18 protein-coding genes are annotated in these 16,324 nt (G+C 70.4%); 8 read left to right on the forward strand and 10 right to left on the reverse strand.

The annotated features are described in order from the left end of the window. Positions 1-26 precede the first annotated feature (26 nt). Positions 27-236: a hypothetical protein gene (locus Q9R08_RS17040; RefSeq protein WP_308869338.1), complete on the reverse strand. Its 210-nt coding sequence runs from the start codon at positions 234-236 to the stop codon at positions 27-29. Positions 237-381: 145 nt separating this feature from the next. Between Q9R08_RS17040 and Q9R08_RS17045 the strand changes: the two genes are divergently transcribed. Then, a complete protein-coding gene (locus tag Q9R08_RS17045) occupies positions 382-1,125 on the forward strand; it encodes a sulfurtransferase (RefSeq protein ID WP_308869339.1) in 744 nt (247 codons plus the stop codon). Beyond that, complete coding sequence (locus Q9R08_RS17050) at positions 1,122-1,526, forward strand: DUF3054 domain-containing protein (protein ID WP_308869340.1); 405 nt, start codon at positions 1,122-1,124, stop codon at positions 1,524-1,526. Before Q9R08_RS17045 ends, Q9R08_RS17050 begins: the two co-directional genes overlap by 4 nt. Before the next feature lie 7 nt (positions 1,527-1,533). Here the strand turns inward: Q9R08_RS17050 and Q9R08_RS17055 are convergent, their stop codons facing one another. From Q9R08_RS17055 to Q9R08_RS17080, 6 genes are all read right to left on the reverse strand, one after another. Beyond that, on the reverse strand, positions 1,534-1,833 hold the full coding sequence (locus Q9R08_RS17055) for a hypothetical protein (protein ID WP_308869341.1): 300 nt from the start codon (positions 1,831-1,833) through the stop codon (positions 1,534-1,536). Positions 1,834-1,853: 20 nt separating this feature from the next. Then, positions 1,854-3,356, reverse strand: coding sequence for an ABC-2 family transporter permease (locus Q9R08_RS17060; RefSeq protein ID WP_308869342.1), 1,503 nt, complete (start codon positions 3,354-3,356; stop codon positions 1,854-1,856). Between the two features lie 146 nt (positions 3,357-3,502). Next, positions 3,503-4,417, reverse strand: a complete 915-nt coding sequence (locus tag Q9R08_RS17065; protein ID WP_308869343.1) for an ABC transporter substrate-binding protein — start codon at positions 4,415-4,417, stop codon at positions 3,503-3,505. A 30-nt stretch (positions 4,418-4,447) separates the two neighbouring features. Further along, positions 4,448-5,173 (reverse strand): ABC transporter permease, encoded by a 726-nt coding sequence (locus tag Q9R08_RS17070; RefSeq protein WP_308869344.1) that lies wholly within the window; start codon positions 5,171-5,173, stop codon positions 4,448-4,450. Next, positions 5,170-5,841: an ABC transporter permease gene (locus Q9R08_RS17075; RefSeq protein WP_308869345.1), complete on the reverse strand. Its 672-nt coding sequence runs from the start codon at positions 5,839-5,841 to the stop codon at positions 5,170-5,172. Before Q9R08_RS17075 ends, Q9R08_RS17070 begins: the two co-directional genes overlap by 4 nt. Then, positions 5,838-6,662 carry an ABC transporter ATP-binding protein gene (locus Q9R08_RS17080; RefSeq protein ID WP_308869346.1) on the reverse strand — a complete coding sequence of 275 codons (825 nt, stop codon included), beginning with the start codon at positions 6,660-6,662 and terminating at the stop codon, positions 5,838-5,840. The genes Q9R08_RS17075 and Q9R08_RS17080 overlap by 4 nt, the downstream gene beginning before the upstream one ends. Positions 6,663-6,814: 152 nt before the next feature. Between Q9R08_RS17080 and Q9R08_RS17085 the strand changes: the two genes are divergently transcribed. Continuing rightward, positions 6,815-8,233 (forward strand): dihydrolipoyl dehydrogenase family protein, encoded by a 1,419-nt coding sequence (locus tag Q9R08_RS17085; RefSeq protein WP_308869347.1) that lies wholly within the window; start codon positions 6,815-6,817, stop codon positions 8,231-8,233. A gap of 34 nt (positions 8,234-8,267) precedes the next feature. On the opposite strand, the gene Q9R08_RS17090 is transcribed toward Q9R08_RS17085, so the two are convergent. Then, positions 8,268-8,876, reverse strand: coding sequence for a flavodoxin family protein (locus Q9R08_RS17090; RefSeq protein ID WP_308869348.1), 609 nt, complete (start codon positions 8,874-8,876; stop codon positions 8,268-8,270). Positions 8,877-9,188: 312 nt separating this feature from the next. Here Q9R08_RS17090 and Q9R08_RS17095 point away from each other — a divergent pair, with 312 nt between their 5' ends. The 5 genes from Q9R08_RS17095 (at position 9,189) to Q9R08_RS17115 (ending at position 14,449) form a co-directional block, all read left to right on the forward strand. Next, the gene (locus Q9R08_RS17095) at positions 9,189-9,749 is read left to right on the forward strand and encodes a PadR family transcriptional regulator (protein WP_308869349.1); all 561 of its coding nucleotides are present in this window, start codon (positions 9,189-9,191) and stop codon (positions 9,747-9,749) included. A gap of 125 nt (positions 9,750-9,874) precedes the next feature. Continuing rightward, positions 9,875-11,575 (forward strand): ABC1 kinase family protein, encoded by a 1,701-nt coding sequence (locus tag Q9R08_RS17100; protein WP_308869350.1) that lies wholly within the window; start codon positions 9,875-9,877, stop codon positions 11,573-11,575. Between the two features lie 105 nt (positions 11,576-11,680). Continuing rightward, a complete protein-coding gene (locus Q9R08_RS17105) occupies positions 11,681-12,586 on the forward strand; it encodes an SDR family oxidoreductase (RefSeq protein WP_418001367.1) in 906 nt (301 codons plus the stop codon). A gap of 139 nt (positions 12,587-12,725) precedes the next feature. Beyond that, positions 12,726-13,814 carry a phosphogluconate dehydrogenase (NAD(+)-dependent, decarboxylating) gene (gene gnd, locus Q9R08_RS17110; protein WP_308869351.1) on the forward strand — a complete coding sequence of 363 codons (1,089 nt, stop codon included), beginning with the start codon at positions 12,726-12,728 and terminating at the stop codon, positions 13,812-13,814. After that, positions 13,811-14,449 (forward strand): GyrI-like domain-containing protein, encoded by a 639-nt coding sequence (locus Q9R08_RS17115; protein WP_308869352.1) that lies wholly within the window; start codon positions 13,811-13,813, stop codon positions 14,447-14,449. The genes gnd and Q9R08_RS17115 overlap by 4 nt, the downstream gene beginning before the upstream one ends. A 61-nt stretch (positions 14,450-14,510) precedes the next feature. Here the strand turns inward: Q9R08_RS17115 and Q9R08_RS17120 are convergent, their stop codons facing one another. Together Q9R08_RS17120 and Q9R08_RS17125 are read right to left on the reverse strand one after the other, a co-directional pair. Continuing rightward, positions 14,511-14,714 carry a cold-shock protein gene (locus Q9R08_RS17120; protein ID WP_026059428.1) on the reverse strand — a complete coding sequence of 68 codons (204 nt, stop codon included), beginning with the start codon at positions 14,712-14,714 and terminating at the stop codon, positions 14,511-14,513. A gap of 552 nt (positions 14,715-15,266) precedes the next feature. Further along, positions 15,267-16,199 (reverse strand): hypothetical protein, encoded by a 933-nt coding sequence (locus tag Q9R08_RS17125; protein WP_308869353.1) that lies wholly within the window; start codon positions 16,197-16,199, stop codon positions 15,267-15,269. Positions 16,200-16,324: the final 125 nt, after the last annotated feature.

Here is a 16,324-nt window from a genome sequence, read left to right on the forward strand (position 1 = left end):
GGGCAGACGACGACTGCGTCCGTGGCTTACGGAATCGGCGACTCCGGCGCCTCAGGGGTCTGCGGGAAGGGAGGCTCCTCGGGATGCGGAGCAAGGGGCTCCTCGGGCCAGGGCGCCGCGGGCTCACTCGGCGGCTCCGGCGAGGGGAAGTCCGGGCTCGGCGCGCCGGGGCCGCCGGGCGCCTCGCCCGGTGGCGTCTGGCCGGGCAGCGGCTCCGGGATCGTGGGGTCGGTCATGGCTCCTCCAGCGAGGTGTGAGGGCGGTCTGGTGCGTTCCGTCCAGAGTCCCTCGTCGAGGCGCACGCCGCGAGGCCCTTGACGCCGCACCGGCACGGGGGTAGCCGTGTGCAGCGCGGCGGGGGAGCATCCGTAGGCTGGAGGGGTGGCTTCCGTTCTGAACGTCTCGGCGTATCTGTTCACGCACATCGCTGACGCTCCCGAGCTGCGGCCGACGCTGCGCGAGCGCGCCGTCGCCGCGGAGCTGAAGGGCACCATCCTCCTGGCCGAGGAGGGTATCAACCTCTTCCTGGCGGGGGACGCCGTCGCCCTGCGAGGCTTCATCGCCGACCTTCGGGCGGACCCGCGTTTCACCGCACTGACGACGAAGGAGAGCTGGTCGGCGGCGCAGCCTTTCGGCAGGATGCTGGTCAAGGTCAAGCGCGAGATCATCCGCATGGATCACCCCACGATCCGCCCCGAGGCCGGGCGAGCGCCGGCGGTCGCCCCCGAGACGCTGCGCCGCTGGCTCGACCGCGGTCGCGACGATGAGGGACGCGAGGTGGTGCTGCTCGACACCCGCAACGCCTTCGAGGTCGATTACGGCGCGTTCGAGGGCGCCGTCGACTGGCGCCTCGAGCGGTTCACCCAGTTCCCGGATGCCGCAGCCGCCGCGGCGGCGGACCTCGACGGCAAGACCGTCGTGAGCTACTGCACCGGCGGCATCCGCTGCGAGAAGGCGGCGATCTATCTGCGTGAGGCCGGTGTGGAGGCGTATCAGCTGGACGGCGGGATCCTCGGCTACTTCGAGCAGGTCGGCGGCGATCACTGGACCGGGGAGTGCTTCGTGTTCGACGAGCGTGAAGCACTCACGCCGGCTCTGACGCCGCGACCGCCGGTGCCGGCATGACCGCCGCCGGGTCGACGGCACCCGCGGACGAGCGCCCTGCCGGCCGTACGGTGCTGATCGCCGCCGCGATGGACGTGGTGCTGGTCGTCGCCTTCACCGCGATCGGCCGCGCCAGCCACGACTCCGACGTCTGGACGGGCCTCTGGCAGACGGCGTGGCCGTTCCTCGCCGGCCTCGCGGCCGGTTGGCTCATCACCCTCGCCTGGCGGGCGCCGGCCGCGCCGGTGCGAACCGGTCTCGGCGTCTGGGCGGTCACCGTGGGAGGAGGGATGCTGCTGCGCGCGGCATCCGATCAGGGAACCGCGCTCCCGTTCATCATCGTGGCCACAGTGACCCTGTTCGTCGCCCTCGTCGGGTGGCGTGTCATCGCCTTCGCCGTACGCCGAGCGCGCCGGCGCTGAACCGGCCTCAGCCGGTCTTGCGGAGGCCCGTCTCGATGACGATGCGGTTGCCCTCGATCACGCCCGGCCCGTCGCCGGGCACGGGGGCGGGAGCGGGAGTGATCTGCTCGGCGTCCCACACCGCCCGGGCGTTCTCGGCGGTCGGGTAGAAGAACTCCTCGACCCCCAGCAGTCCTCCCGAGGAGTGCGACGGCGCTTCGCCGCGGCTCCGCCGCCGATGCGTGTCGACCGCGAACCAGAGGAAGTACACCGGCAGGGCGACCGCGGCGGTGACGAAGCCCCACACCATGATCTCGCCCGTCTCCATGACGACAGGGTACGTCGCTGTCACCGGTGCGCGAACGCCTCCAGGGTCGCGCCGGGCGGGACCTCGTCGAACCAGGCATCGAAGGGCACGGGGGTGCCGTCGCCCGGAACCGCGTCCAGATAGGTGCTGGTCGCCGCGGCGATGGTGCCGTCGGCAGCCCGAGCGAGCACTGCGACAGCAACGTACTGCTGGTCGTCGGCGAAGTGCGCGCTCACCGTTCCGGACACCTCGGCGGGTCCGTCGGGACTGATCGAGCCGGTGACCTCCCCGACGACGAAAGAGCCCGTCTCGGCGGCAGGCGAGAGCGTCGCCTCCGAGGCTTCGGGCAGGTTGACGCCGACACTGGCGATCTGTGCATCCTCCAGATCGAAGAAGTAGCCGACCATCGCCGTGCGCCCGGCGAGCAGCATCGTGTAGCCGGGCGCCGACGTGATCGTAGACCCGTCGGCATCGTACGCGACCACCTCGACATACGAGTCGAACACGTAATCCGCGTTCGGGTTGTCGATCACCACGGCGTACCACCACACGTCCTCGTAGTCGTGACCGAACGCCGTCTCGGCAACGGTCGCCTGCACAGGCGGCGCGAACTGTGCCCCGGGGTCGGGCTGCCCGTCCGTTCCCGGTGCGGTAATGCCGGGGACGACATACTCCTCGTAGTCGTCGTCCCCATAGGGTCCGTTGTCGACGCCGGAGGTGCCGGCGAACGATCCCAGGATCGCCGCGACCGCGAGCACCACGGTGAGGATGCCGCCCACGATCGAGGTCAGGAGTGCGGTGACGCCGAAGCCCGTGCCACCCTGCTTCCTGCTGATCAGGGCGATCAGCGAGAGGACGAAGGCGACGAACAGCAGCAGCGGCGACAGCGATCCCGCTCCCCATGAGCCGGCGACCGCAGCGACGAGGGCGAGGAGGATTCCGGCGCCCGCCATGACCAGCGCGATGATCGCGAGCGCCTTCGGGCGGGTGTCGATGCCGCCCGGCGCGCCGGCGCCGAGCGCGGCGGTGAAGGCCGGCGTTCCGGGGTAGGTCGGCGGCGGGGCCGCAGGGGTGCGGGCGTAGGGCGGGAGGGCGTAGGCCGCGGTGGTGGTGCCGGAGGCGGTACCCTGCTGCGCTCCAGCGGATGCCGACTGCGGGCTGACCCACGGGGGCGCGACGGCCGGCGGGGCGTGGGTGGCAGCGGGGTCGGCGTACGCCGGAGTGACGTACGCGTGGGCGAGCGGCGGAGCGGGCGGCTGCGCCGACGCCGCGTCGTCCGTCGACGGTGTCGACGGGGCGGGGATGGCGTAGGCGGGGATCGCGTACTGCGGGGCGTCGAGGGCGCGCGCCGTGTACGGTCGCGCCGGTGCGGACGCCGCCGTCGGATCGGCTGGCGTCGCGGTCTCCCGTTCCGGCGCCGGCTCGGAGTCCGACGGGCCGTCGTGCGGAAGCGTCGGATCCACACTGCGCCCGGGCGGGGGCGCAGCGGCGGAGTCTGTGATGTCGTCGTCGCCCACTGGCTGCGGCGGGTGGGGGTCGGACATGCGGCTCCTGTTCTCGCTCTCCTGCGTCTGCCCCAACCTAGCGAAAAGACCTCCGCGTCCTCAGATCCGCCGGCCGCAAGACGACGGCGCCTCCCGCCATGCCACAGCGGCAGGGCAGGAGGCGCCGTCTCTCGGTCGGTGCGAGGTCAGTCCAGGCCGTTCTCGGCGAGCCAGTCCGCAGCGATGTCCTCGGGCGAGCGCTCGTCCTCCGTGGACTCCACGTTGAGCGCGACGAGTCCCTCCGGCGTGAGGGCGGCGCTCACCGCGTTGATGACGTCGGCGATCTCGTCGGCGATGTCGGCGTTGACCACGGGGACGACATTCGAGGCGAGGAAGAGGCCCTTCGGGTCTTCCAGCGTCACGAGGTCCTGGGTCGAGATGCGCGGGTCGGCGCTGTAGACGTTGGCGACCTGGATGTTGCCGGCCACCAGCTCGTCGACGGTGGTGTCTGCGGTCGCCTGGAACGATACGGTCACGCCGTAGACCTCCTGGAGGCCGGTCGGCCCGTACGGACGCTCCTCCAGCTCGGGCGCGCCACCGAGCACCAGGCCGTCGATGCCGGCGAGATCGGCGATCGAGGTGAGTCCGTTCTCCTCCGCGAACGCGGCGGTGACGTTGTACGAGTCCTGGTCGGTCGCCGACGACTGGTCAAGCACCGTCAAGCCGTCGGGCAGAGCGTCCTGCAGAGCGGCGTAGACGTCCTCCGACGTGGTCGCCGTGGTGTCGGGCTCGAAGTACTGCAGCAGGTTGCCGGTGTACTCGGGGAACAGGTCGATCTCGCCGTCCTCGAGGGCCGGCATGTAGGCATCCCGCTGGCCGATGTTGAAGTTGCGCTCGACCGTGAAGCCGCCGGCTTCGAGAGCCTGCGCGTAGATCTCGGCGATGATCTCGTTGGAGTAGTAGGCCTGCGAGCCGATGACGATGGTCGACGAGTCGCCGTTGTCGCCGGTGTCGGTGCTGTCGCCGCTCAGCGGGTCGCTGGAGGCGCAGCCGGCGAGGGCGAGCGCCGCGATGGCGGTCCCGGCGAGCGCCGCGGTCAGGCGCGTGCGTGCTGTGGACATTCGTTACCTCCGGTGTGGTGGGTGGGGATATCAGCGGGAGAACTGCGGGGCGCGGGCGAGAGCGGGTGTGCTCGCCGCCGAACGGACGCGGGGACCGTCTGTCCGTGGGACGGCGAAGCGGGCGAGCAGGGCGAAGAGCCCGTCGAGGACGAGAGCGAGTGCGACCACCACGATGGAGGCGCCGAGGATCTCGGCGAAGTCGCGCAGGGCGATGCCTTGCAGGATGTAGTAGCCGAGACCGCCCACGCCGATGTAGGCGCCGATCGTCACCGTGGCGACCACCTGCAGCGTGGCCGAACGGAAACCGCCGATGAGGAGTGAGAGTCCGAGTGGCATCTCGATCCGGAACAGGATCTGCCACTCGGTCATTCCCATCGCGCGGCCGGCGTCGATCACGGTCCGATCGATCGCCTCGATCCCCGCGTATGCGCCGGCGAGGATCGAGGGGATGGCGAGGACGACGAACGCCGCCACCGCGGCCTCGGTCTTGAAGGCCACGCCGAAGACGAGCCAGAGCAGAACCACGAGCCCGAGCGCGGGAAGTGCGCGGGCTGCGCCCGAGAGGAACACGGCGAGCTCACGGCCCCGCCCCGTATGGCCGATCAGCCAGCCGACGGGGGTTGCGATCACCGCAGCGATCGCGACGGATCCGAACGTGAACGCCAGGTGCTGCGCGATGGCGGTCGGGAGCGGGAGCGAACCCGTCAGCCGTTGCGGGGAGAAGATCCAGGCGAAGGCCTCGGCAAGCAGGTTCATGCGGTCACCGCCCGGAGCCGCGCCTGTCGTGGTGGCGTGACTCGCCTCGTCCACGGCATGAGGGCGCGGCCGGCCAGGATCAGAAGCCCGTCGATGATCAGTGCGATGACCACCACTGCAACCACGCCCGCGAGGACCTCCGCGATGATTCGGCGCTGCGATCCGTTCGTGAAGAGGTAGCCGAGATTCTCGACCCCGATGAGGGCCCCGACCGTCGCGAGGGAGATCGTCGACATCGCCGTCACCCGCAGGCCTGCCAGCACGACCGGCCCGGAGAGAGGGAAGTCGACCGTCCAGAACCGTCGCCAGGCGCCGAAGCCGACAGCGACCGCGGCGGAGCGCGTCACAGGGTCGACGGATGCCAGCCCGTCGGTGACGGAGCGCGTCATGATCGCGACCGCGTAGATGGTCAACGCGATGACGAGGTTCATCTCGGACAGGTAGGGCACGCCGAACAGCGTCAGCAGAGCGAACAGGGCGAACGAGGGAATCGTGTACAGCAGCCCGACCACCGTGAGCACGGTGCCGCGGAGCCTGGTGTAGCGGAACGCCAGCCAGCCCAGAGGAACCGAGAGGACGAACCCGGCGACGATCGCGATGGCACTCTGACGCAGGTGGTCGACGGTCAGGGCGCCGATCAGGTCGAGGTTGTCGAGCACCCAGTTCACGGCTCGTCCTCCACGAGCACGCCCTGCGTGCGCCCCGCCGTGTCGACGAGAACCGTGCCGCGCGCGGTCCGCTTGGCGCGCAGCGCCCGAGCGCCGCGCTCGACGCCGATGAAGTCGGCGACGAAGTCGCTCGCCGGGTTCTCGATGATCTCGCTCGGGGTGCCGATCTGCGCGACGTGGGCGCCCTTCTCGAGGATCACCACCTGGTCGCCGAGGAGGAACGCCTCGTCGATGTCGTGGGTCACGAAGACGATCGTCTTGTCGAGCTCGCCCTGCAGTCGCAGCGTCTCGGTCTGCAGCTCTCGGCGGACGATCGGGTCGACCGCACCGAACGGCTCGTCCATCAGCAGGATGTTGGGGTCGACCGCGAGGGCCCGTGCGACGCCGACGCGTTGCTGCTGGCCGCCCGAGAGCTGGCTCGGGTAACGCTTCGCGAGCCCGCGCTCGAGCCCGACGACATCCATCAGCTCGAGCGCGTCGGCGCGCGCCTTGGCCCGCGAGACGCCGCTCAGCACGGGAACCGTCGCGATGTTGTCCACGACCGAGAAGTGCGGGAGGAGGCCCGCGTTCTGCAGCACGTATCCGATGCCGCGGCGGAGCGTCACCGGGTCGCGTTCCGAGATCGGCTCGTCGTCGATCGTGATGACGCCGCTCGTGGGCTCGACCAGCCGGTTGATCATGCGCAGCAGTGTGGTCTTGCCGCTCCCCGACGAACCGACCAGCACCGTCGTCTTGTGCGCGGGGATGAGCAGGCTGAAGTCGTCGACGGCGAAGGTGCCATCCGGGTAACGCTTCGAGACCCCGCGGAATTCGATCGCCATGCTGCCCTTTCGGCCGGGGTTCCCACATAACCACACGCCGCCGACATGATGACGAAGGCCCACAGACGCCGTGATCTCCGGTATCCTCGCCCGCCGCGACAGCGACGGCAACCGTGTCGCCCCTGTGGCCGAGCGCCGCTACGTTGGGGCGCATGACTTCTCGCGAATACGACCTCATCGTGATCGGAGCCGGCCCCGTCGGCGAGAACGTCGCCGACAGGGCGACGCAGGGCGGCCTGTCGGTCGTCGTCGTGGAGAGCGAGCTGGTCGGCGGCGAATGCTCCTACTGGGCGTGCATCCCGTCGAAGGCGATGCTGCGCGCGGGTGCGGCGCTGAACGCAGCGCGCCGGGTGAAGGGGGCCGCCGCCGCCGTGACGGGCACCGTCGACGTCGCCGCCACCCTGGTGCGCCGCGACGAGCTCGTGCACCACTGGGACGACACGTCGCAGGTCGACTGGCTCCGCGGCGCGGGCATCGATCTGGTCCGCGGGCACGGGCGGCTCACCGGTGAGCGCGAAGTCACGGTCACCGACGCCGATGGCGCGAAGACCGTCCTGACCGCCCGCGCCGCGGTCGCCGTCTCGACCGGATCCGCGGCGCTGCTCCCCGACATCCCGGGCCTCCGCGACGTCCAGCCGTGGACGAGCCGCGAAGCCACCGGCGTGCACGACGTTCCGTCATCGCTGGCCGTGCTCGGCGGAGGCGTCGTCGGCAGCGAGATGGCCACGCTCTTCACCTCGTTCGGCACCACGGTCACCGTCATCGCGCGGTCGGGCCTGCTGCGCGGCGTGGAGCCCTTCGCCGGCGAGGCGGTCGCGAAGGCGCTGACCGATGCCGGCGCGGCGGTGCGCACCGGCGTCGAGGTCGAGAAGGTCTCGCGCGACGGTGACGGGGATGTCGTGCTGTCGCTGTCGGACGGCTCCGAGGTGCGGGCGGCCGAGGTGCTCGTCGCCACGGGCCGGGTGCCCCGCACGTCGGACCTCGGACTCGAGACCGTCGGACTCGAGCCCGGCGCCTGGCTCGACGTCGACGACACGCTGCGCGTCCGCGGGGTCGACTGGCTGTACGCCGTCGGCGACGTCAATCACCGCGCCCTCCTCACCCACCAGGGCAAGTACCAGGCCCGCGCCGCCGGCGATGTCATCGCCGCGCGTGCGCGCGCGCGGGAAGTCGACGACGCGCCTTGGGGCTCGCACGTCGCGACCGCCGATCATGCCGCCGTCCCCCAGGTGATCTTCACCGATCCCGAGGTGGCGGCGATCGGCCACACCGAGGAGTCGGCACGCGCGGCGGGCCTCGGCGTCCGCGTCATCGACTACGACCTCTCGTGGCTCGCGGGCTCCAGTGAGCTGGCCGACGACTACCAGGGGCGCGCGCGGGCGATCGTCGACGAGAAGCGGCGCGTGCTCGTGGGGGCGACGTTCGTCGGGCAGGACGTGGGCGAGATGCTCCACGCGGCGACGATCGCCATCGTGGGCGAGGTGCCGCTCGAGCGCCTCTGGCACGCCGTGCCGTCCTACCCGACGATCAGCGAGGTGTGGCTGCGCTGGCTCGAGGAGTACGGGCGCTGAGCTCAGCGCCGCCGGATCGCGCCCGGTCTCGCCGTCACTGGGGAGGCGCCGGGTACGGACGCTCCTGCAGGAGCTTCGCGAGGTGCGCGGCGTTGCGGGCGAGGGTCGCCGTCGTCGACGTGACCTTCTCGGGGGTCTCGGGCAGGTCCTTGTAGTCCGTGGTCTGCATCGCTTCGCCGTTCCAATAGACCCCGCCCTGCGAGGGGATCGTGAACCCGACGTCGCCCAGCGCCTGATAGAGGTCGGCGGTGATGGCGTGGGCGCCGTCCTCGTTGCCGACCACGACCGTCACGGCGACCTTGCCCGCGAGGATCGCGCGCCCTTCGTCGTCGGTCTCCGACAGCTCGGCATCGAGACGTTCGAGCACGCGCTGCGCCACGCTGGACAGGTGTCCCATCCACGTCGGCGTGGCGAAGACGAGGATGTCACTCGCCAGCACCTTCTCTCGGATCCGCGGCCACTGGTCGCCGTCACCCATGTCGGTCTCCACGCCAGGCCGTACGTCGAAATCGACGACCCGGACCTGTTCGCCGGTGACGTCATGCTCAGCGAGCGCGTCGAGCACCTGCTGGGCGAGGAGCTCTCCGCTGGAGTCATCGGGGGAGGGCTTGAGGGTGCAGTTCAGTGCGAGTGCGCGCAGCATGTCGATTCCTTTCCCGTCGCCTGCACGCTACGGAACCCGCCGCGATCCCCGCGAGGGCTTGACAGAGCTCGAGACGCCGTGGGGGAGTGTCGCGCGAGGTACCCTGGGCGCTCATCGTCGCTCCCCAGGAGGTGGCACATGAGGCCGGACCCATCACCGGTCTCGCTCGGGTGGTGACCTCCGCGAGCAGTGCCGCATACGATCGGTGTCCACCCGCGGATCTGACAGCGAATGCCCAGCCTGCTCCCTTGCTGGGCGATATATCGCTAGGTATCGTCGGCATATCGGCACACACTCGTTCAGGAGGTCATCATGAGCGGTTCGTTCCAGGGATTCGGTTCGCGTCCGGGAGGTCAGGGCTCGGGTCTGCCCGGCAGCCTGTGGGATGCGATGGATCAGTTGAAGGATGCCTTCGAGCGCGGGTTCTCACCGCGCGTCGGGCGCGGTGATGTGCGGGCAGCGGTGCTCGCGATCCTCGCCGAGAAGCCCATGCACGGCTATCAGATCATCCAGGAGATCGAGACGCGCAGCGACGGCGCGTGGAAGCCCAGCCCCGGCTCGGTCTACCCGACGCTGCAGCTGCTCGCCGACGAGGGTCTCGTCGCGGCAGAGGAGTCGGGCGGCAAGAAGACGTACTCGCTGACCGAGGCAGGTCGCGCGGAGGCGGCGGCCGCCGACGGCCAGTCCGCACCGTGGGAGTCCTTCGGCTCCCGCGACACCGGGCGCACCAGCGCCCTGCCGAAGGCGGGCGCGAAGCTGGCGCAGGCGGCCGCGCAGGTCGGTCGCGGGGGCACGCCCGAGCAGGTGGCGCAGGCGGTCGAGGTGCTCGACGAGGCGCGGCGTAAGCTCTACTCGATCCTCGCTCAGGACTGACGGGCCGGCCGGCTGCCGGCGCGCGACGCCGACCGCGCGCACGGGGTCGGCGGGATCCTGCGATTCCGGACGACCGGGATCGCAGGACTCCCTGATCACCTGATGTGCACCGCCGAGGAGCTTGGATGGCCGACGTCGGGAACGCGCGCGCCCGGTATCGCCGGATCCTGCGGTTCGCTGGGCGGTACATGGTCCAGGCGTGGTGGTTCGAGCTCGTCCTGCCGCGGTTCGGGCTCGGCGCGCTCGCCGCGCGTGGGCGCACGCGCCGGCTGCGCACCATCGCGCGGCGGTTCCACGTCCTCGCCGTGCAGTACGGCGGCCTGATGATCAAGGTGGGCCAGTTCCTGTCGTCGCGCCTCGACGTGCTGCCGCCCGAGATCACCAAAGAGCTCGAGGGCCTGCAGGACGAGGTGCCCCCGGTCGCCTTCCCCGCGATCCGCGAACTCGCCGAGGCCGAGCTCGGCGTGCCGCTGAGCCGCGCGTTCGAGTGGGTCGATGAGACGCCGGTCGCTGCGGCATCCCTCGGTCAGGCCCACCGTGCCCGGCTGACTCCCGCCGACGCCGTCGAGACCGGGTTCGCCGACGTCGTCGTCAAGGTGCAGCGGCCGGGCATCGAGGAGATCGTCGACGTCGACCTCGCCGCGCTGCGGCGGGTGGCCGGCTGGCTCAGCCGGGTGAAGGTCGTGCGCGACCACGTCGACCTCCCGCAGCTCGTCGAGGAGTTCGCGCACACCAGCCGCGAGGAGATCGACTACCTCCACGAGGCGCAGAACGCGGAGCGGTTCGCCGCCGACGTGACGGGTGACGCCCGCGTCGCGGCCCCCGAGATCGCCTGGGAGCGCACCACGCGTCGCGTGCTGACGCTCCAAGACGTCACGGCCATCAAGATCAACGACGTCGAGGGCCTGCGGGCCGCGGGTATCGATCCGGCCGCGGTGGCCGTCGAGTTCGCCAACGTGATGTTCGACCAGCTCTTCCTGCGGGGCTTCTTCCACGCCGACCCGCATCCGGGCAACATCTTCGTGACGCCGGTCACGCGTTCCGCCGGCGACACCCGGCATCCTTGGACGCTCACATTCATCGACTTCGGCATGATGGGCGAGGTGCCCGACACGCTGCGGCACAGCCTGCAGCAGCTGGTGATCGCGGTCGCCTCGCGCAACAGCGGGCAGATGATCGACAGCATCCGCGCGGTCGGTGTGCTGCTCCCGTCCGCGGACACCATCGAGCTCGAGCGGGCCATGACCGCGCTGTTCGCCCGCTTCGGAGGCATGGGGTTCGCGGAGCTGCAGAAGGTCGACCCGCGCGAGTTCCGCGATTTCGCCAAGGAGTTCGGCGACGTCGTCCGGTCCCTGCCGTTCCAGCTGCCCGAGAACTTCCTGCTGATCATCCGCGCGGTCTCGCTCACGAGCGGGATGTGCAGCTCGCTGGACCCCTCGTTCAACGTCTGGGGTGCCGTCGAGCCGTACGCAGATCGCCTGCTGCGCGACGAGCGGGGCAACATGGGCAGAGCCGTCGTCCGGGAGGCGACGTCGATGGCCGGTGTCGTCGCACGGCTGCCGCGACGGCTCGACGACATGGTCACGCGCATCGAGGACGGACGGCTCGTCGCCGATGTGCCGAAACTCGACAGGTGGCTGAAGAGACTCGAGCGCATGGGCCGTCGGGTCGTCTCGGCCGTGCTGTTCGCCGGCCTGCTGATCAGCGGTTCGGTGCTGCGTGCAGAGGACCTCACCATCGGCACCGTGCTGATGATCGCCTCGCTGCTCCCGCTGCTGCACGCCCTGTTCGCGGGCTTCTCCGGCCGGCGCGGCCCGCACGAGTGAATCCGGCGCGCGTGCCACGCGTCGGATGCCGCGCCCCGCGTAACGAATCTCTCCCGCGCGCGCAACCCCGCGACGTGCGCAGCACGGTCTGCCTACCGTGACGGCATGGCTACCGACAAGCGCGACCAGTACACGTTCACCAATCCCGCTGAGATGTATGCCGGCTTCGATTCGAAGAAGCAGCATCAGCCGGAGCCCGGCCTCGATGCCGAGCTCGAGCCCAAGGCCGACGTCGGCGAGGAGACGTATCGAGGGTCAGGACGCCTGGCGGGGCGCAAGGCGCTCATCACCGGCGCCGCCTCCGGCATCGGCGCGGCGACCGCGATCGCGTTCGCGCGAGAGGGCGCCGATGTGGCGATGTCGTATCTGCCCGAAGAAGAGGAGGACGCGCAGCGCATCGCCGGTCTCGTTCAGGATGCCGGGGTCGCCGTCCTCACGCTGCCCGGCGATCTGCGGGATCCGGGGTACTGCCGCGATCTCGTCGCCCGGGCCGTCGACGGGCTCGGCGGGCTCGACATCGTCGTGAACAACGGCGGCAAGCAGATCTTCAACGAAGACCTGACCACGCTCGACGACGAGCAGTTCGACGACACCTTCAAGACGAACGTCTACGCGATGTTCTGGATCACCAAGGCCGCGCTGCCGCACCTGAAGCCCGGCTCCACAATCATCAACACGACCTCGATCCAGGCCTACCAGCCGTCCGAGATCCTCGTCGACTACGCCTCGACGAAGGCGACGATCAACGCCTTCACCAAGGCGCTCGCTCAGCAGCTCGCTCCGAAGGGGATCCGCGTGAACGCCGTCGCACCGGGACCCATCTGGACCCCGCTGCAGGTGACGGACGGACAGCCGCAGGAGAAGATCGAGAGCTTCGGCGAGCAGACGCCGCTCGGGCGTGCGGGGCAGCCGGCCGAGCTGGCTCCGGCCTACGTGTTCCTCGCATCCGCGGAATCCAGCTACGTCGCCGGCGAGACGCTCGCCGTGACGGGCGGTTCGCCGACGCCCTGACCGGCTCGACCGACGCCGCGGTGGCGGCGTCCCTCCTCTCGCGGGACCGCGGGGTGCGGCGGCCGATCCGTCGCAGCTGCTCTCTAGACTGCGAGGACGGGTGGTGGAGCGAGACCCGACAGACGAGCGGAGGAGCGAGATGCAGCTGGGAATGGTGGGCCTCGGCCGGATGGGCGGCAACATCGTCCGGCGGCTGATGCGGGACGGGCACGAGTGCGTCGTGTACGACGTGAGCGCGGATGCCGTCGCCGGCCTCGTGGCGGAGGGCGCCGTGGGCGCCGGCAGCCTCGGCGAACTCGTGTCGCAGCTCGACGCGCCACGCGCGATCTGGCTGATGATCCCCGCCGGGCTGACCGGAAGGGTCGTCGACGAGGTGGCCGCGCTGCTGGAGCCGGGCGACACCATCATCGACGGCGGCAACTCGAACTATCGCGACGACGTCCGCCGCGCCGCGGCCTTGAAGGACAGCGGCATCCACTACGTCGACGTGGGCACGAGCGGCGGCGTGTTCGGTCTGGAGCGCGGATACTGCCTGATGGTGGGCGGGCCGGACGAAGCCTTCCAGCGGATCGAGCCGATCCTTCAGACGATCGCGCCCGGAAGCGGGGAGGCCGGGCGCACGCCCGGACGCACCGGCGACTTCGCGCCCGAAGAGCTCGGCTATCTCCACTGCGGGCCCTCCGGCGCGGGCCACTTCGTGAAGATGGTCCACAACGGCATCGAGTACGGGGTCATGGCGGCGCTCGCCGAGGGCCTGAACATCCTCGAGCACGCGGATGCCGGGATCCAGCAGGCGGAGCACTCGGCCGAGGTCGCTCCGCTCGAGGAGCCGGAGTTCTACCAGTTCACGATCGACACGCCCAAGGTCGCGGAGCTGTGGCGGCGAGGATCCGTGATCTCGTCGTGGCTGCTGGATCTGACCGCCGCAGCGCTCCAGGGCAATCCGACGCTCGAGGGCCTCGCCGGGCGCGTGTCGGACTCCGGGGAAGGCCGCTGGACGGTCAAGGCCGCCGTCGATACGGGCGTTCCGGTTCCGGTGCTCGCGGCATCCCTGTTCGAGCGGTTCGCATCGCGGGACGAGGACCGCTTCGCCAATCAGGTGCTGTCGGCGATGCGGCTGCAGTTCGGCGGCCACCAGGAGCTGCCGGCAGGCGACGTGCTCGAGGCCGGCGGGCGCAAGTCCGAGTCCTCGAGCGGCGGGTCCGGGTCCGTCGACGGCGCGTCGTGAGCAAGGTCGACCTCAAGAAGTCGATCGCGGCCTACAAGGCTCCTCGCGGGTCGTTCGAGATCATCGACGTGCCGGCGATGCGGTACCTCATGGTCGACGGTCACGGCGACCCGAACACGTCGGAGGTGTACGGGGAGGCGGTCGCAGCGGTGTTCTCCGTCGCCTACACGCTGAAGTTCCTGAGCAAGACCGACCTCGGTCGGGACTACGTGGTGATGCCGCTCGAGGGACTGTGGTGGTCCGACGACATGGCGACGTTCACCACGGCTCGCGACAAGTCGCGCTGGAGCTGGACGATGATGAGTCTCGTCCCGGAATGGATCGACACCGCCCATTTCGAGCGGGCCCGCGACGCGGCGGCCGCGAAGGGCGGCTCACCCGCCATCGATCGGCTGCGGATGACGGAGCTGGCGGAGGGCACGTGCGTGCAGACGCTCCACCTGGGCTCGTACGACGACGAGGCGCCGGTGCTCGACGAGATGCACAGCCGGTTCATCCCGGATGCGGGCCTGCGCATGCGCGGGCTGCACCACGAGATCTACCTGACCGATCCGCGGCGCTCGGCACCCGAGCGACTGCGGACGATCCTGCGTCAGCCGGTCGAGCAGGCGAGGCCCGCCGATCCGGCTGGGTGAGGGCAGGACGATCGTCGGCAGTCAGCCGGGGCCGAAGTGATCGGCCCCGGCTGACGACAGATCAAAGCGGCCGGATGTTGGCGGCCTGCATGCCCTTCGGGCCACGCTCGGCGTCGAATTCGACCTTCTGGTCCTCGCGGAGCTCCTTGAAGCCCTCGCCGGTGATCGCGCTGAAGTGCGCGAAGAGGTCGGCCGAACCGTCGTCGGGGGCGATGAAGCCGTAGCCCTTCTCCGAGTTGAACCATTTCACGGTGCCAGTGGCCATCGTGTCTTTCCTTCTTTTTCGTGGGCCGTGTGAACGGCCGCGGGTGCCACTCGCGCGAGCGCGCAGTGGACGTGTGTGGCGCGCGTGTTGCGCGGGTGCGACGGTGTGCGAGGCGAACGACGCGGCGACGGCCGCGGACGCCTGGGGGTGCGTGGGGTGCACGCCGAGGGGGGATCCGAGGGCGCTCTGCGCCTCGAAGCCGTGGGAGCCGACGGCGACGAATCCCGCGTACTCGCCGGCGGCGGTCGCGACGAAGACGTCGGCGTCGGCCTGGTGCCAGTCGAGCACGAGATGTGCCGGTGCTGTGGAAGTGACGGAGGTCAAAGGAACTTTCAGGAGGTGCGCGTCCGCGAGGCGGATGGGGCACGGAAATCGATGGGAGTGAAACCGCACTCGGCGGTGGACGTCGGAAGCTCTGCATTCCTCGTTGATGGCAGAGGATGTCGACAAAACAGCCCGATCGGGCGCTCCAGGTTAGCACGCTCCCGTGTGCGAAAGCCCGTGTGTCGCGCCGCGACCCGCCGAAGCGGCGGATGTCGTGCCGGAATCCGGCTATTTCCCGCGCGAACCGGTCGTACCGGCGTCGGGGGCGGCGTCCGACCCGACGTCTTCAGGTCGACGTGAGATCAGGTTGGTCGCCCAGCGCTCGTTGAATCCCGCGAGGAAACCCACCGAGCCCCAGAAGAACCAGCTCTCGACCCGCCCCTCCGGGATCACGAACACCACGGAGAGGAGTCCGCTCTTGAGCAGGAAGACGACCGCGGCGGCGAAGAACCACCCGAGGACGATGCGGTACCTCGCCGCGCCGCCGTCGGCGACCTCGATCGGCAGGTTGCCCATCTTGTGCATCCGCAGCAGCACGCTGACGCACGCTCCGGCAGCACCCGCGCCCACCGCGACCAGGACGTCCCGCAGCGCGTCGGCCTGATCGGGCGGCATGGGACCTCCTCGCCAGAGCGTGATCACCGCCGCACCGACACCCCCGATCACGGCGAGGGCGACAGCGGTGAGGATGACACCGCCGAGGAGGCCCCGCGCATACTTCCGGCGCGCGATCTCACCCTCCCGCCGCTTGAGGAAGTCGTCCGCGTACCGCAGCCGGGCCTCGAGCGCCGCCACATCGGAGGAGCGCGGACCGGAGGCGGCGAAGCCCTCGGCAGCGATGCGCACGGCTTCCCGGACGAGTTCGTCGAGGGTCGAGATGTCGTCCCCGCGCAGCACGAACCGCCCGCGCAGGAGCACCTCGTCGAGGCGGCCGAACTGCCGGGGTGCGGACGTGGCGACTCTCATCGCCGCCGCATGGAAGCCGGGCTCGTCGCCGCTCAGCAGACCGGCGGGCTGCTCGTGGATCGACTCCCGCTCCCGTTCGGCCGCGCGCGAGCGGGCGGCGTTGGGAACCCGGGCGAGCTGGATCCTCAGCCAGGTGACCCAGGACGCGTCGCCGATCAGTCCCGTGCCGAGCCGGGACTGCGCTGCTTCGGTCATGATCGCTCCACTCCCTCCGCCGCGCACGCGCGGCGCATGCTCGGAAGAGAGCGTGAGACCGGGCGCAGATACACGGATGCCGCGACCCGGCCGGGTCGCGGCATCCGTTCTCGTCTCGTGGTGGG

Origin of the sequence: Microbacterium psychrotolerans (assembly GCF_031085295.1) — a bacterium.
Lineage (GTDB): Bacteria > Actinomycetota > Actinomycetes > Actinomycetales > Microbacteriaceae > Microbacterium > Microbacterium psychrotolerans.

What these genes read in the sequence shown, in the direction of transcription:
- Q9R08_RS17055 (WP_308869341.1), bottom strand. Translation starts at nt 1,833, where the DNA reads ATGGAGACGGGCGAGATCATGGTGTGGGGCTTCGTCACCGCCGCGGTC.
- Q9R08_RS17060 (WP_308869342.1), bottom strand. Translation starts at nt 3,356, where the DNA reads ATGTCCGACCCCCACCCGCCGCAGCCAGTGGGCGACGACGACATCACA.
- Q9R08_RS17095 (WP_308869349.1), top strand. Translation starts at nt 9,189, where the DNA reads ATGAGCGGTTCGTTCCAGGGATTCGGTTCGCGTCCGGGAGGTCAGGGC.
- Q9R08_RS17105 (WP_418001367.1), top strand. Translation starts at nt 11,681, where the DNA reads ATGGCTACCGACAAGCGCGACCAGTACACGTTCACCAATCCCGCTGAG.
- Q9R08_RS17065 (WP_308869343.1), bottom strand. Translation starts at nt 4,417, where the DNA reads ATGTCCACAGCACGCACGCGCCTGACCGCGGCGCTCGCCGGGACCGCC.
- Q9R08_RS17120 (WP_026059428.1), bottom strand. Translation starts at nt 14,714, where the DNA reads ATGGCCACTGGCACCGTGAAATGGTTCAACTCGGAGAAGGGCTACGGC.
- Q9R08_RS17050 (WP_308869340.1), top strand. Translation starts at nt 1,122, where the DNA reads ATGACCGCCGCCGGGTCGACGGCACCCGCGGACGAGCGCCCTGCCGGC.
- Q9R08_RS17090 (WP_308869348.1), bottom strand. Translation starts at nt 8,876, where the DNA reads ATGCTGCGCGCACTCGCACTGAACTGCACCCTCAAGCCCTCCCCCGAT.
- Q9R08_RS17080 (WP_308869346.1), bottom strand. Translation starts at nt 6,662, where the DNA reads ATGGCGATCGAATTCCGCGGGGTCTCGAAGCGTTACCCGGATGGCACC.
- Q9R08_RS17085 (WP_308869347.1), top strand. Translation starts at nt 6,815, where the DNA reads ATGACTTCTCGCGAATACGACCTCATCGTGATCGGAGCCGGCCCCGTC.
- Q9R08_RS17125 (WP_308869353.1), bottom strand. Translation starts at nt 16,199, where the DNA reads ATGACCGAAGCAGCGCAGTCCCGGCTCGGCACGGGACTGATCGGCGAC.
- Q9R08_RS17100 (WP_308869350.1), top strand. Translation starts at nt 9,875, where the DNA reads ATGGCCGACGTCGGGAACGCGCGCGCCCGGTATCGCCGGATCCTGCGG.
- Q9R08_RS17040 (WP_308869338.1), bottom strand. Translation starts at nt 236, where the DNA reads ATGACCGACCCCACGATCCCGGAGCCGCTGCCCGGCCAGACGCCACCG.
- gnd (WP_308869351.1), top strand. Translation starts at nt 12,726, where the DNA reads ATGCAGCTGGGAATGGTGGGCCTCGGCCGGATGGGCGGCAACATCGTC.
- Q9R08_RS17070 (WP_308869344.1), bottom strand. Translation starts at nt 5,173, where the DNA reads ATGAACCTGCTTGCCGAGGCCTTCGCCTGGATCTTCTCCCCGCAACGG.